Origin of the sequence: Microbacterium sp., from assembly GCF_048259935.1 — a bacterium.
In the GTDB taxonomy this organism is placed as follows: domain Bacteria; phylum Actinomycetota; class Actinomycetes; order Actinomycetales; family Microbacteriaceae; genus Microbacterium.
This window is the reverse complement of the sequence record NZ_JBLXHF010000004.1, coordinates 93081-106748: the sequence shown is the minus strand read 5'-3', so window position 1 is coordinate 106748 and position 13668 is coordinate 93081. Positions and strand designations below refer to the sequence as shown.

At 65.4% G+C, this 13668-nt stretch carries 11 protein-coding genes; 5 read left to right on the top strand and 6 right to left on the bottom strand.

What is annotated here, in order from left to right; all coding sequences use genetic code 11:
• The first annotated feature begins 248 nt into the window (after positions 1-248).
• Together ACN0RC_RS08400 and ACN0RC_RS08395 are read left to right on the top strand one after the other, a co-directional pair.
• Positions 249-1481 carry an ROK family protein gene (locus ACN0RC_RS08400; RefSeq protein WP_417510693.1) on the top strand — a complete coding sequence of 411 codons (1233 nt, stop codon included), beginning with the start codon at positions 249-251 and terminating at the stop codon, positions 1479-1481.
• A 56-nt stretch (positions 1482-1537) separates the two neighbouring features.
• Positions 1538-4552: an alpha-mannosidase gene (locus tag ACN0RC_RS08395; RefSeq protein WP_417510691.1), complete on the top strand. Its 3015-nt coding sequence runs from the start codon at positions 1538-1540 to the stop codon at positions 4550-4552.
• Here ACN0RC_RS08395 and ACN0RC_RS08390 read toward each other — a convergent pair.
• From ACN0RC_RS08390 to ACN0RC_RS08370, 5 genes are all read right to left on the bottom strand, one after another.
• A complete protein-coding gene (locus ACN0RC_RS08390; protein WP_417510689.1) occupies positions 4549-4767 on the bottom strand; it encodes an acyl-CoA carboxylase subunit epsilon in 219 nt (72 codons plus the stop codon). The two genes, ACN0RC_RS08395 and ACN0RC_RS08390, sit on opposite strands and share 4 nt — an antisense overlap.
• Positions 4764-6362, bottom strand: a complete 1599-nt coding sequence (locus ACN0RC_RS08385; RefSeq protein ID WP_417510688.1) for an acyl-CoA carboxylase subunit beta — start codon at positions 6360-6362, stop codon at positions 4764-4766. Before ACN0RC_RS08385 ends, ACN0RC_RS08390 begins: the two co-directional genes overlap by 4 nt.
• A 96-nt stretch (positions 6363-6458) precedes the next feature.
• Entirely contained in the window at positions 6459-6761 is a 303-nt protein-coding gene (locus tag ACN0RC_RS08380; RefSeq protein ID WP_417510686.1) for a hypothetical protein, read from the bottom strand.
• 75 nt (positions 6762-6836) lie between these two features.
• On the bottom strand, positions 6837-7781 hold the full coding sequence (locus ACN0RC_RS08375) for a hypothetical protein (protein ID WP_417510685.1): 945 nt from the start codon (positions 7779-7781) through the stop codon (positions 6837-6839).
• A gap of 78 nt (positions 7782-7859) precedes the next feature.
• Positions 7860-8552, bottom strand: coding sequence for an NTP transferase domain-containing protein (locus ACN0RC_RS08370; RefSeq protein WP_417510683.1), 693 nt, complete (start codon positions 8550-8552; stop codon positions 7860-7862).
• A gap of 231 nt (positions 8553-8783) precedes the next feature.
• On the opposite strand from ACN0RC_RS08370, the gene ACN0RC_RS08365 reads away from it, so the two are divergent.
• Genes ACN0RC_RS08365 through ACN0RC_RS08355 form a run of 3 tightly spaced genes read left to right on the top strand, consistent with a single transcriptional unit; the run spans position 8784 to position 12214 of the window.
• Entirely contained in the window at positions 8784-10367 is a 1584-nt protein-coding gene (locus tag ACN0RC_RS08365; RefSeq protein WP_417510681.1) for an ATP-binding cassette domain-containing protein, read from the top strand.
• A gap of 11 nt (positions 10368-10378) precedes the next feature.
• Complete coding sequence (locus ACN0RC_RS08360) at positions 10379-11908, top strand: hypothetical protein (protein WP_417510679.1); 1530 nt, start codon at positions 10379-10381, stop codon at positions 11906-11908.
• A 39-nt stretch (positions 11909-11947) separates the two neighbouring features.
• Positions 11948-12214: a DUF3039 domain-containing protein gene (locus ACN0RC_RS08355; protein WP_417510677.1), complete on the top strand. Its 267-nt coding sequence runs from the start codon at positions 11948-11950 to the stop codon at positions 12212-12214.
• Between the two features lie 103 nt (positions 12215-12317).
• Here ACN0RC_RS08355 and ACN0RC_RS08350 read toward each other — a convergent pair whose 3' ends face one another.
• On the bottom strand, positions 12318-13643 hold the full coding sequence (locus ACN0RC_RS08350; protein ID WP_417510675.1) for a nicotinate phosphoribosyltransferase: 1326 nt from the start codon (positions 13641-13643) through the stop codon (positions 12318-12320).
• Between the last annotated feature and the right edge of the window lie 25 nt (positions 13644-13668).

Sequence of the window (13668 nt, the reverse complement as noted above, 5' to 3'; positions counted from 1 at the left end):
AAGGGCGAGGGGCGACGAACTCGTCGACCCCTCGCCATATGCGGTGCAGTTACCCGAAAACCCACCGCGGGTGATCGATCACCGTCTGCCTACCCTGGGGCAGAGAGACCGATCGAACGCGAAGCGTTGGTATCAGTCTTCCCGGATACAAGACCGTTGTCTGTAGGTATTTCGGGGGACAAAGATTCTGCTGAATGCGTCATGATGGAGCGATGAGTTCACGGCGGAAAGGAACGAATCTTCCGAAGATGGGCGGTTTCAATCGCTCTGTCATTCTCGAGGCCGTTCGGCGCTCGGGCCAGGGGCTGAGCCGTACCGAACTCGTCGAGGCGACCGGGCTGTCGGCGCAGACCGTCACGAACATCACACGCAGGCTGCTCGACGAGCGGTTCATCGAGGAAGCCGGCCGCACCGTTCAAGGCCCGGGCAAACCGCGCACCATGCTGCGGTTGAACCCGACGAGTCGTGTGTCGATCGGCGTGCATCTGGACCCCGCGATCGTGACCTTCGTCCTTCTCGATCTCACGGGTGCCGTCATCGCACGCGTCGCGAGGCGCATGCCCGCGGATGAGCCTCGACGAATCATTGCGGCGATGGCGGACGAGATCGAGCAGCTCATCGTGGCAGAGGGCATCGACCGCTCAGCCATCACGGGGATCGGCGTCGCCGCACCAGGGCCGTTGGATGCCGAGCACGGCACCGTGGTCGATCCGCCCAAGCTGCACTCCTGGCACCGGGTTCCCCTGCGCGACGCACTCGCTGAGGCGACGGGGCTGCGGGTCATCCTGGAGAAGGACACGACGGCAGCAGCGGTGGCTGAGCTGTGGACGGGCGATCATCAGCCGGACAGCTCTTTTCTGCTGATCTACCTCGGCATCGGCATCGGCGCAGCCCTCGTGATCGACGGGGACGTCGTGCGCGGGGCATCTGGCAATGCCGGCGAGATCGGACACATCATCGTCGACCCCGACGGACCGGAATGCGCGTGCGGTCAGCGCGGCTGTGTCGAGGTGGTGTGCACGCCGCTGGCGATCATCGAGCGTGCAGAGAGAGCGGGTGTGTTCGCCGATGACCGGGTCGGAAGCGATCCGGAATCCGTCGATTCGAGGTTCACTGATCTGTGTGATCGGGCTGCAGCGGGGGATCGTGGCGCGACCGAGATTCTGGAGGAGGCGGCCGGACATCTCTCTGTTTTGATCTCTGCCCTGACGAACATGCTCGATGTGGATTGCGTCGTCCTCGGCGGGCCCTTCTGGACTCGCGTCTCGTCAGTGGATCTCTCGCTGCTTCCACAGCTTCTCGAGCGGCAGAGTGCGACTCGCGCCGTGCGAGCTCTTCCCGTCCGCGGTGCTGTCATCGGGGATGACGTGGGCGCAGTCGGGGCGGGATGCGTCGTGCTTGATGAAGTGCTCTCTCCGCGTGCGGAAGCTCTCTTCCTCGATTCGTCGCACGAACGGATGCGGGGAGCCGAGAGGTCTTGACAGGGTTAAATCGAATCGATTGACTATTTGCATCCCGACCTTGGAGTCTGCTGGGCATGCACGACACGACCGATCTCATCGAAGCGCGTCTTCGGCGCTTCATTCACGAGCGGTTGCGCCCGAACGTGCACGCGGTTCTCACGCCGCTGCGTGTGGCGAGTTGGGAGGTGCCGGGGGAGCCGGTGCCGTTCGCGGAAGCTGTGGGCCAGATCTATCAGCCGGTTGCGGCAGGGGCACGATGGGGGAAGCCCTGGGGGACGACCTGGCTGAGGCTGACGGGAACGGTGCCGGAGGCTCCCGGAGCGGAGCTGCTGTTCGATCTGGGATTCAACGAGGCAGAGCCAGGGTTTCAAGCTGAGGGCACGGTCTATCGTCCCGACGGCTCGATCGTGAAGGCAGTAGAGCCGCGTAACGCGCACGTGCCGCTCGAAGCCGGCCCGGGTGAACATTTCGAGCTCTACCTCGAGGCTGCAGCGAACCCTGACCTCGCCGAGGGGTTCCGCTTCTTCCGTCCGACCGATCTCGGTTCTCTGGAGACCGCGGGCGACGAACCCCTCTATCGACTGCGGCACGCAGACATCGCAATGCGCAACCTCGAGACCTGGGAGCTGCTGCAGGATGCGACGGTGCTGTCGCAACTGATGGCGGAGCTGCCTGGTTCGTCGCCGCGACGCGCGGAGATCCTCCGGGCACTGGAGCGCATGATGGATGCCGCAGATCCTGATGACATCGTGGGCAGTGCTGCCGCGGGGCGTCGAGAGCTTGCCGGCGTCCTCTCGAGCCCCGCGGCGGCGTCCGCGCACCGGGTGCACGCCATCGGGCACGCGCACATCGACTCGGCGTGGCTGTGGCCGGTCCGTGAGACGCAGCGCAAGATCGCGCGCACATTCTCGAACGTGCTGTCACTGCAGCAGGAGGCGGACTTCGTCTTCGCCGCATCCTCGGCTCAGCAGTATGCGTGGCTGAAGCAGTTCCAGCCCGAACTGTTCTCGCGGGTGCGCGATGCCGTGGCATCCGGAAAGTTCGTCCCCGCCGGAGGCATGTGGGTCGAGTCCGACACCAACATGCCCGGCGGCGAGGCGCTGGCGCGCCAGTTCGTCCACGGCAAACGCTTCTTCATGGCGGAGTTCGGCGTCGAGCCGCTCGACGTCTGGCTCCCGGACTCCTTCGGGTATTCGGCAGCTCTTCCGCAGATCGCGCGCGCGGCCGGATCACGATGGATGCTGACGCAGAAGATGTCGTGGAACGAGACGAACCGGATGCCGCACCACACGTTCCTCTGGGAGGGAACTGACGGGACGCGGATCTTCACCCACTTCCCGCCGGTGGATACTTACAGCTCGCAGCTGTCTGGAGCAGACCTTGCCCGCGCAGAGCGGCAATATGCCGAGAAGGGCATGGCGAATACGTCGCTCGTTCCCTTCGGATACGGCGATGGTGGTGGAGGGCCCAACCGCGAGATGATCGCCGCAGCCGAGCGGCTGCGCTCGCTGGAGGGCTCGCCGACGGTGACGCTGTCGAGCCCTGCGGAGTTCTTCACCGCCGCCGAGGCGGAGTACGAGCATCCGCCGGTGTGGTCGGGCGAGATGTATCTGGAGTTCCATCGGGGGACCTACACGTCCCAGGCCCGCACCAAGCAGGGCAATCGTCGCAGTGAGCACGCGTTGCGCGAAGCCGAGCTGTGGGCGACCGCGGCGGCACTGCGGGGCGGTGAGTATCCCTACGACGAGCTCGACGGGCTGTGGGAGACCGTGCTGCTGCAGCAGTTCCACGACATCCTTCCCGGCACTTCGATCGGCTGGGTGCACCGTGAGGCAGAGCGGCGTTACGACGAGGTGCTCGCGGCGACGGAACGACTCACTGTCGACGCGCTGAGGGCACTCGTCGGCGAGGGATCGAGCGCGCTCGTGGCAAATGCCGGGCCGTACGCACAGGGCCCGCTCGAAGCGATGGCGGTGGTGGCGTCGCCTGGGGCTGCGACTGCGGCCACCCTCACCCGCACGGACGAGGGCTTCGAACTCACCAACGGCCAGCTGCGTGTTCGCATCGACAACGCAGGACTGATCGTCTCTCTCCTGGTTCGCGCCACCGGACGAGAGACGATCGCGCCGGGGCAGAGAGCGAATCTCCTGCAGCTGCACCGAGACACCCCGACCCAGTGGGATGCCTGGGACATCGATGAGCACTACCGCCGTCTCGTCATCGACCTGACAGACGCGGAGTCCATCGAGCCGGTCCCGCACCCCACTGCCGCAGTCGTCTGCGTGATCCGCGGCCGGGGGGCCACGCGGATCACGCAGACTTTGATTCTGGATGCAGATTCCGCAGCTCTCGAGATCGAGACGGTGGTGGACTGGCACGAGCGGCAGAAGCTGCTCAAGCTGGCGTTCCCGCTGGACGTGCACACCGATCGCGCCAGCTCAGAGATCCAGTTCGGACACGTGCAGCGTCCGACGCACGCCAATACCTCGTGGGACATGGCGCGGTTCGAGACGGTGGCACACAGGTGGGTGCATGTCGGCGAGGCAGGATTCGGCGTCGCGGTCGCGAACGACTCCACATACGGTCACGACATCACCTCACTGCCGCGAGAGGGCGGTGGCACATTCACGAACGTGCGGTTGTCATTGCTGCGGGCTCCGCTCTACCCTGACCCGGAGGCGGATCAGGGCGAGCACACTCTTCGAGTCAGCATCCGCCCCGACTCATCGATCGCGGATGCTGCGCGTGAGGGATACCGGCTCAATCTGCCGCCGCGTCAGCTCCTCGGAGGCAACCCGGTCGCCTCGGTGCTGTCGCTCTCGTCGGATGCTGTCATCGTCGAGGCGGTGAAGTTGGCCGAAGACCGCAGCGGTGATGTGATCGTGCGGCTCTACGAGGCGCTGGGCGGTCGTGCATCGGCGACGCTGTCGGTCGCGTTCGCGTTCGATGCCGTGATCGAGACCGATCTGCTCGAGCGAGAAGTGGATGCCGCCGTCATCGATTCGGTCTTTGGCGACCAGGTCGCACTGACGCTGCGTCCGTTCCAGCTGGTCACACTGCGCTTTCGCGCTGCACGCGTCGCGGACTAGCCCGAGAACCGTCCCCACGGGATGTCGCGCCGAAGAGACGAGCGGGTCGGACGCTGCGTGCGTTCCCACACGGATACGTTCGCTTCTTCGACCACAGCGCTCTCGGCTTCGCGTTCGTACGCGTCGGTGACCACCGCGATGAGGGCGGCGAGCTCTTCTTCGTTCGCTGTGCCGCGAACGATCCGAACGTCTGGTGCCTTTTCGGGATTGGTCACAGCGGGATGTTCCCGTGCTTCTTCGGTGGCAGCTCAGCACGCTTTCCGCGCAGTGAGCGCAGCGCCTTGGCGATCGCCACACGGGTGTTCGCGGGCTCGATGATGCCGTCGATCTCTCCGCGCTCTGCGGCGAGGAACGGCGACGTGACACTGTATGTGTACTCGTTGGCGAGGCGCGTGCGAACGGCAGCGACATCTTCACCGGCCTCTTCGGCCCGGCGGATCTCGTTGCGGTAGAGAATGTTCACGGCTCCCTGGCCGCCCATGACGGCGATCTCAGCGGTGGGCCAAGCGAGGTTCACATCGGCGCCGAGCTGCTTGGATCCCATGACGATGTACGCACCGCCGTAGGCCTTGCGCAGGATGACGGTGACCAGCGGAACCGTCGCCTCGGCGTAGGCATAGATGAGCTTCGCGCCGCGGCGGATGACGCCGGTCCACTCCTGGTCGGTGCCGGGAAGGTATCCGGGGACGTCGACGAGCGTGACGATCGGGATGGAGAACGCGTCGCAGAAGCGCACGAAGCGGCTGGCCTTCTCGCCCGCCTCGATGTTCAGAGTTCCCGCCATCTGCGAGGGCTGGTTGGCGATGATGCCGACCGAGCGTCCTTCGACGCGGCCGAGACCGATGACGATGTTCGGGGCGAACAGCGGCTGGACCTCGATGAAGTCGCCGTCGTCGACGACGTGCTCGATGACCGTGTGGATGTCGTAGGGCTGGTTCGCGGAGTCCGGGATGATCGCATTCAGGGTGCGGTCGGCATCCGTCGTCTCGAACTCGAAATCGCTCTCGTAGGCGGGGATCTCGCCCATGTTGTTGTCCGGCAGGAACCCGAGGAGGGTGCGCACATAGTCGATCGCGTCGTCCTCGTCATCGGCGAGGTAGTGAGCGACACCGGAGCGGGTGTTGTGCGTGAGTGCGCCACCGAGCTCTTCCATGCCGACGTCCTCGCCGGTCACGGTCTTGATGACGTCGGGGCCCGTGACGAACATCTGGCTGGTCTTGTCGACCATGATCACGAAGTCAGTGAGCGCAGGTCCGTACACGGCACCGCCGGCAGCCGGGCCCATGATGATCGAGATCTGCGGGATGACACCGGAGGAACGAGTGTTCAGGCGGAAGATCTCCCCATACTTGCTGAGGGCGAGCACGCCCTCCTGGATGCGGGCGCCTCCAGAGTCGAGGATGCCGATGATGGGCATTCCGCCCTGCAGGGCGTATTCCATGACCTTGATGATCTTGTCGCCGGACACCTCGCCCAGCGAACCACCGAAGGTAGTGAAGTCCTGCGAGTACACGGCGACCGTTCGGCCGTGGATCGTGGCGATACCGGTGACGACGGAATCGCCGTATGGGCGGTTGCGGTCCATCCCGAACGAGGTCGTGCGGTGTCGCACGTACTCGTCGAACTCGACGAAGCTGCCGTTGTCGACGAGGAGCTCGATGCGCTCGCGGGCGGTCATCTTGCCCTTGGCGTGCTGCTTCTCCTGCGCGATCTTCTCGGGCGCGGTGACCGCCTCGTCGAAGCGGGTGCGCAGGTTCGCGATCTTGGCAGCGGTCGTTGAGAGGTCAGGGGTGTCCGTCACGGATTCCACCCTAGTAGGGCGCTTGCGCGTCGCGTTGGATGCCTCGCACAACCCGGTGACGGATCCTTTGGCGGGTTCCGTAGATCGCAGTGACGCGCACGAACGTCATACGACGAACCGCCATACGTACTCGAGTCCATCGGCAGGGCGGAACCAGGCGAGCGTGACGACGACCTCGTCGAGGTCTGCCTCGCACAGGCACAGCTGGATGTCTTCGGACGGCAGCACCTGACCCCATAGTTCCGTTCTGTCGCTGCCGACGTCGTCGCGGAACACGCGCACGAAATCGGCGCTCTCTGTGCCGTCGTTGACCACGACAGGGTGATGAGGATCGCTGCGGCGGATGCGCCAGGGCACCCGGTAAGCGTCAGTTGGAGGGATCTGTGACGGATCGATGTAGCGCAGCATGGGTGCCACGGTAGGAACGGTCACCGACGCTGCGACTCGTGTGCCGGCGTTCGCGCCGGCGGAGGGGGAGAACCCTCAGGAATCGGTGTCTGTGGAGGAAGAGTCAAGCTCTTGCGTACTGCGTTTTCCGCGCCTGATCCCGCCGATCTTCGACCCTGCTCGCCCCACGGTCTTGGCTAGAGAATCTGCTGCACCGACGATCGCGGACCCCGCATAGCGGGCTCCATGCAGCATCCGCAGTTCGAGCTTCTCGGCGTTCACACCGGGCTCGAGTTCGGCGGGAAGTGCGGCAGGGGCGACTCCGAACGCGCGACGAGAGGTCGTCAGCACGCGCCGACCGAGCACGTGGTTTCCGGCACCCCCGATTGCGGCGCCGATCCCGAACGGCATGGCCTTGCCGATGATCGACGCGCCACCGGCCGCGGCGAAGTGCTTGACGAATCGGGTCTTGAGCTGGTCGACGACCGGACCGACCGCGGCACGGGGGAGCGACTTCGTGACGAGCTCGCCCCAGTAGGAGGAGCGCCCGATTCCGTGGCCGCTCGCCTGCTTCGCGAGCTGGCCGACGAGATCCACGCCCTCTTTGCCGAGCAGGAGAGTCATGACGAGTGCGCGCGCACGGTCCGGGTTCTCGACGGCGATCCCGTGGATCTCCGAAAGCGACTGCGCGAACAGTGCGGTCGACTCGAGGAATCCGGCCGTCTCCACTCCGGAGAGAGCAAGAGTGATTCCGGTGCCGATGCCGGGGACGACGGCCGTCGCACCGACGGCCGCGCCGCCGGCGGTCACGGCAGCCAGATATCGGCGCTCGAGAATACGCACGAGCTGGTCGGGCGAAGCACTCGGGTTGCGCAGACGGATGCTGCGGATGTGGGCGAGCACGAGCGGGCGCTGGATCGCGAGAACCCGATCGAGCCCGCGCACCGTCATCGAATGCTCGTCGGAACCGGCCGGCGGCACTCCGTTGTCCCAGGCGGCATCGTCGGGGAGGGAGTGGATCTTGTGCACCTTCTTCGCCATGCCCAGATCCTATGCAGATCATCCGCGAGAATGCCGAAAGCCCGGCTCCCTGGAGAGCCGGGCTTTCAGAAGTGCAGATCAGACGTAGAGGTTCGCCCGCTCGAGGTCTTCGGCGAAGTCGACCTCGACCGCGTAGAGATCCGAGACGTCCATGGGCTCGAGCAGCAGGCCGTCTTCGGCGATGGCGAGTTCGAGCCCGCGCTCGAAGTAGTCCTGATCCTCAACACGCGACAGCTGGCGCATGAACGACTTCTTGTGTGCGGATGAGATGTAGTTGATACCGACCGCTTCGCCGAGGCCCCCCTTGACGGTCTTCGACAGCTGGTTGATGAAACCTTCGGCGGTGACGGTGTACTTGACCTCTTCGTCGCTGACCTTGGACGTGTTCACCGTGACGAACGACTGATCGCGCTCGATGAACTCGATGGCACGGCCGAGAATGCGCGGGTCGAAGACGACGTCGCCGTTCATCCAGAGCACACCGCCCTTGCCCGTCGCGCCGAGGGCGCGCAGCAGGCTCTTGGAGGTGTTCGTCTCGTCGTAACGCTCGTTGTGCACGTAGTTGACATGCGGGAACGCCTCGATGACGGTCTCGGCGCGGTAGCCGACGACAGTGGTGATGCGGGCCTCACGGCCGAATGCCGCACGGATGTTCTCGTGCTGCTGCTGCATGATGGTGCGGCCGTCGCTGAGCTCGGTGAGCGGCTTCGGCAGCGCACGGCCGAGGCGCGAGCCCATGCCAGCGGCGAGGATAACGGTCTGAAGAGTCACGAATTCTCCTAAAAAGATTCTGTGTTCACGGTCGCTTAATCGACCAGACACTTCTTCGTGCCGCCCTCATGCTAGCGATGGCGCCTGGGAACCTGTGGGGTGAGGCCCGGCTGTTGCCATTTCGTGATCAGGTACACACCAGACACACAGGTCAGGTGAACACCCGGGAATCCGATGACGATTGTGTCATCCGGCCCTAAGAAATGCGGGTGCCGTTGATAGCGTAGGGGGGTGACTGCTTCTGTAGACGATGCCGCTGATCGGCCTGACTCCGCATCGAGCGCGCGCTCAGACGCGAAGGCGATTCGAGAGACCTCATCGGCGAAGCCCAGCACGGCGAAGAAGCCCGCGGTGAAGAAGCCCGCGGTGAAGAAACCCGTTGCGAAGGCATCGAGCACCGACGAGAAGAAGACGAGTCCCGCCAAGAAGGCGACCGCGGCGAAAACGACGAGCCCCGCGAAAAAGACCACGACAACGGCCGCGGTGAAGGCGGTGGCCGCGCGCTCGACGAAGCCTGCTGCGAAGACTGCGACGCAGACCGCGGCAGCGAAGGCGACAACGGCCAAGAGCGAAGAGTCGAAGGCCGCTGCCGCGAAGAAGGCCGCTGCCGCGAAGAGTACTGCGGCCAAGACGACGGCTGCGAAGACCGCCACGGCTCGTTCGGCGGCGAGCAAGGCTCAGAGCGCGACCACTGCGTCGAAGACCACTGCCGCCAAGACAGCGGCCGCGAAGACAGCGGCTGCGAAAGCAGCGGCGACGAAAGCCGCGGCGGCACGTGCCGCGAAGGCGGAAGCTGCCAAGAAGCCGCTCATCGCCGCAGACGATGCCGCCCCGACGGCAGAGGCTGTGGCGTCGCCCGCGAATGAGCCGGCCAAGACGAATCCGGCCGTCGTCGACCTGCATGCCGTTCTGGACGCAGAGCCGGTCGTCGAGATCGAAAAGCTCCTCGAGGCGGAAGCGGCTGCCGAGCCCGCCCCGGAGCCCGCATCTGCACCAGAGCCCGAGCCCGAGCCTGCATCTGCGCCAGAGCCCGAGCGCGAGGCTGAGCCTGAAGCCGCTGATGCCATCGTCGTGCGGGGGCTTGTGAAGTACTTCGGCGACCAGCGTGCCGTGAACGAGATCAACCTCACCATTCCCGCCGGGTCGTTCTACGGCATCGTCGGGCCGAACGGTGCAGGAAAGACGACCACGTTGTCGATCCTCGCAGGACTCCTGCGCGCAGACAGTGGACAGGTCAGCATCTGCGGTATCGACCAATCCAAGGATGCACTCGCAGCCAAGCGCATCATGGGTGTGCTGCCCGATCGGCTGCGCACGTTCGATCGTCTGACCGGGCGGCAGTTGCTGCACTACTACGGTCTGCTTCGCGGCCTCTCTGTCGATGCGATCGAGAAGCGCTCTGCCGACCTCGTGCGCGCTTTCGACCTCTCGGCGGCCGTCGGACGTGTGGTCTCGGACTATTCGGCCGGTATGACGAAGAAGATCATGCTCGCCGGAGCCATGATCCACTCGCCGCGCGTGCTGGTGCTCGACGAGCCCTTCGAGTCCGTTGATCCGGTCTCCTCTGCGGTGATCCTCGACATTCTCCGTGCATATGTCGCACACGGTGGGACGGTCGTCCTCTCCAGCCACGGCATGGATCTGGTCGAGCGGGTGTGCTCCCGGGTGGCGATCATCGTCGGCGGAGACGTGCTGGCGGAGGGGACCGTTGACGAGGTTCGCGCGGGGCAGACTCTGGAATCGCGTTTCGTCGAGCTTTCCGGTGGGATCGGCGAAGTAGAGGGGCTCGAGTGGTTGCACACATTCTCCGACTGAGGCTCGCGCTGATGTTCGGCGCTCTCCGCGGTGAACATGTGGTGCGCACCGTCGTGCGGTTGCTCATCGTCATCGCCGCGACCGTCACAGTGTGCATCGCCCTGATGAGCCTGGCTTCGGCACCGCTGCCCGTCGCGAGAACCGTCGTCGTTCTGGCTGCAGCGGCGACTCTGCTCGGATTTCTGATCGGGCCGGTGCTGACCGGTGCCGCTGATCAGCTCGATCCGCGACGTTTCGCGATATTTGGGGTCGATGTGCGGCAGATGCCATGGATGCTTGCCGTCGCATCGCTCGTGAGCGTGCCATCGTTCGCGCTCATCGCCGTCGCCGTGTGCGTGGCTCTCCTGCTGATCGCACTCGGAACGCCCTGGCCGATCGCCGTGTTGGTGTGTGTGCTCGGCGTCGTCGCCTCGGCCATCGCCGCGCGCATCGGGATGGCGATGAGCGCGTTGCTGCTGCCGGAGCGCCGCTCTCGCGAGCTCAGCGCCCTCTTCGTTCTTGCTGTCGTGGTCATCGCGTTCCCTGTCGCGATCTTCCTCGGCTCCTTCGAGTGGGACGGCCAGGTGCCCTTTGCTGTGGCAGCCCTCACCGACGTGCTCGGATACACGCCGCTCGCGGCGATTCCGAGCTTCGGTCTGGCCATCGCGGCAGGTGACAGCTCCGCGGCATGGCTGAGCGGGATCGTCGCACTCGTCACGCTCGGAGGACTGTGGGCGTGGTGGACGTGGCTCGTGCGGCGTCTGCTCACTTCGACCGATCGCCCTGCGACTTCGCGGGAGCGCGCAGGGCTCGGCTGGTTCGCGCTGCTGCCGTCGAACGCCTTCGGCGCCATCGCAGCGCGCAGTCTGGTGTATTGGCTGCGTGATCGGCGCTACATCGTGAACTTCGTCATCGTGCCCATCGCCGGCGTGCTGACGGTCTTCCCGCTGCTCGTGGCGGGTGTGCCGCTGTACATCGCCGCTCTCGTTCCGGTGCCGGTGATGGCGCTCTTCTTCGGCTGGCTTCCGCACAACGACGTCGCCTACGACTCGACGGCCCTGTGGATCCATGTGGCCAGCGGCGTGCGTGGCGTCTCGGATCGGCTCGGCCGCGTCATTCCGATCTCTCTGGTGGCGATCCCGGTGCTGGCGGTCGCGATTCCGCTGACGCTGGCGCCGATCGAGAGCTGGTATCTGCTCATGCCGATGATCGGGCTCGCTGCGTGTCTCTTCCTATCGGGGCTCGGCTTGTCCAGCATCCTCTCGGTGACCTCGCCTTATGCGGTCTCACGCCCGGGCGACAGTCCGTTCCAGCAGCCTCAGCGTTCGGCATCCCGTGGGGGATACGCCCCCGCCATCGCGTTCATCGCCGCGATCGCGGTGAGCGCGCCGACCATCTGGCTGTTCATCATGACCGTGATCACCGACGATGCTTACAACCCCGCGACTTTCTGGGTGGGCATCGGGACGGGAGTCGTCGTGCTGGCGCTCGGTGCGGTCGTGGGTGGTCGTATCTTCGACCGCGGCGGCGAGCGTCTCATGGAGTTCGTCGAGACCGCGTGACTCCGCCCGAGGTGCGTGCTCGGCCGGTAGACTCTGCGCATGAGTACTCCGCTGGACAGCCCCGATCAGGGCGGCGTGGCAACGCTTGATCGCGAACTGGAAGAACTTCTCAAAGAAGAGAATCTCGAGCCGGGAGACCATGAGCGCTTCTCTCACTATGTGAAGAAGGACAAGATCCTCGAGTCGGCGATCTCCGGTAAGCCGGTGCGCGCACTTTGCGGCAAGAAGTGGACCCCTGGTCGCGACCCGGAGAAGTTCCCGATCTGCCCGACTTGCAAAGAGATCTACGAATCGATGGTCGGCTGACCCTTCGACAGGCTCAGGGATCGACAGGCTCAGGGATCGACAGGCTCAGGGGTCGACAGGCTCAGGGGTCGACAGGCTCAGGGGTCGACAGGCTCAGGGATCGTCAGTCCTGATCGAGGAACACCGTCGGGATCGCAGGGTCCGACTTGCTGAGCGCCAGAGCCCGCACGGGCAGTTCTTCGCGCACCAGCAGATGGTGCGCACGAGCGGATGCTGTGCCAGAAGCGCCTTCGAATGAGGCATCGATCTCACCGCCGTCGACCAGAGTGACCTGCAGGCTTCGTGAGTCAGGATGCTCAGCGGCGGAGCTCAGCTCTTCGAAACCGTCGGAGACGACGATGGTCTCGGCAGTGGCGACGCCCTCGATCAGCGTGCGGAAGGCCGCCTTGCGCCCACCCTTCGATCCCTTGTCGGTCGACGCTTTCGCGACCGGGATCCAGCTTCCTGCGGCATCCTGCCGTGCGACGAGTTTGTAGACCATTCCGGCCGTGGGGTACCCCGAACCGGTGACGACCGAAGTGCCGACACCGTAGAAGTCGACAGGGGATGCTGCCAGCGCAGCGATCGCATATTCGTCGAGGTCGCTGGTCACGGTGATCTTCGTGGTGGTCGCCCCCAGCTCATCGAGCTGATCGCGCACTGCTGCGGCGACCGTCGGAAGATCGCCCGAGTCGAGGCGCACGCCGCCGAGCTGCGTGCCGGCGACGCGGATCGCGGTGCGCACTCCCTCGGCGATGTCGTAGGTGTCCACGAGAAGCGTGGTGCCGGCGCCGAGGCTGTCGATCTGCGCACGGAAGGCGTCTTCCTCGGAATCGTGCAGGAGTGTCCACGAGTGTGCGGCAGTGCCCATCGTCGGGATCGCCCACTGCCGGCCCGCCTCGAGGTTGCTCGTCGCACCGAAGCCCGCGATGTAGGCGGCGCGAGCCGCAGCGACCGCTGACATCTCGGCGGCGCGGCGCGATCCCATCTCTGCGAGCGGTCGTTCGCCCGCGGCGATGCTCATCCGCGACGCGGCCGTCGCGATCGCGGAGTCGTGGTTCATGACGCTGAGTGCGATCGTCTCGAGGACGACAGCATCGGCGAAGGAACCCTCGACCGTGAGGATCGGGGAGCCGGGGAAATACAGTTCCCCCTCGCGATACCCGCGGATCGTGCCGGTGAAGCGGTAGCTCTCGAGGTACTTCAGCGTCTGAGCATCCACGACGCCGTGATCGCTCAGGTAGCGCAGCTCGTCGTCGCCGAAGCGGAAGTCTCGCAGCAGCGAAAGCAGGCGTCCGGTTCCGGCCACCACACCGAAGCGACGCCCCCCGGAAAGCCGCCGCGCGAACAGCTCGAAGACACTCGGCCGGGTGGCGGTGCCGTCGCGCAGTGCCGCACCCAGCATCGTGAGTTCATAGCGGTCAGTGAGCAGCGCCGTCGACGAGGTCATGCGCTCAGCCTAATTCGTGACGGTA

What these genes read in the sequence shown, in the direction of transcription:
- ACN0RC_RS08400 (WP_417510693.1), top strand. Translation starts at nt 249, where the DNA reads ATGGGCGGTTTCAATCGCTCTGTCATTCTCGAGGCCGTTCGGCGCTCG.
- ACN0RC_RS08395 (WP_417510691.1), top strand. Translation starts at nt 1,538, where the DNA reads ATGCACGACACGACCGATCTCATCGAAGCGCGTCTTCGGCGCTTCATT.
- ACN0RC_RS08380 (WP_417510686.1), bottom strand. Translation starts at nt 6,761, where the DNA reads ATGCTGCGCTACATCGATCCGTCACAGATCCCTCCAACTGACGCTTAC.
- ACN0RC_RS08375 (WP_417510685.1), bottom strand. Translation starts at nt 7,781, where the DNA reads ATGGCGAAGAAGGTGCACAAGATCCACTCCCTCCCCGACGATGCCGCC.
- ACN0RC_RS08360 (WP_417510679.1), top strand. Translation starts at nt 10,379, where the DNA reads ATGTTCGGCGCTCTCCGCGGTGAACATGTGGTGCGCACCGTCGTGCGG.
- ACN0RC_RS08355 (WP_417510677.1), top strand. Translation starts at nt 11,948, where the DNA reads ATGAGTACTCCGCTGGACAGCCCCGATCAGGGCGGCGTGGCAACGCTT.
- ACN0RC_RS08350 (WP_417510675.1), bottom strand. Translation starts at nt 13,643, where the DNA reads ATGACCTCGTCGACGGCGCTGCTCACTGACCGCTATGAACTCACGATG.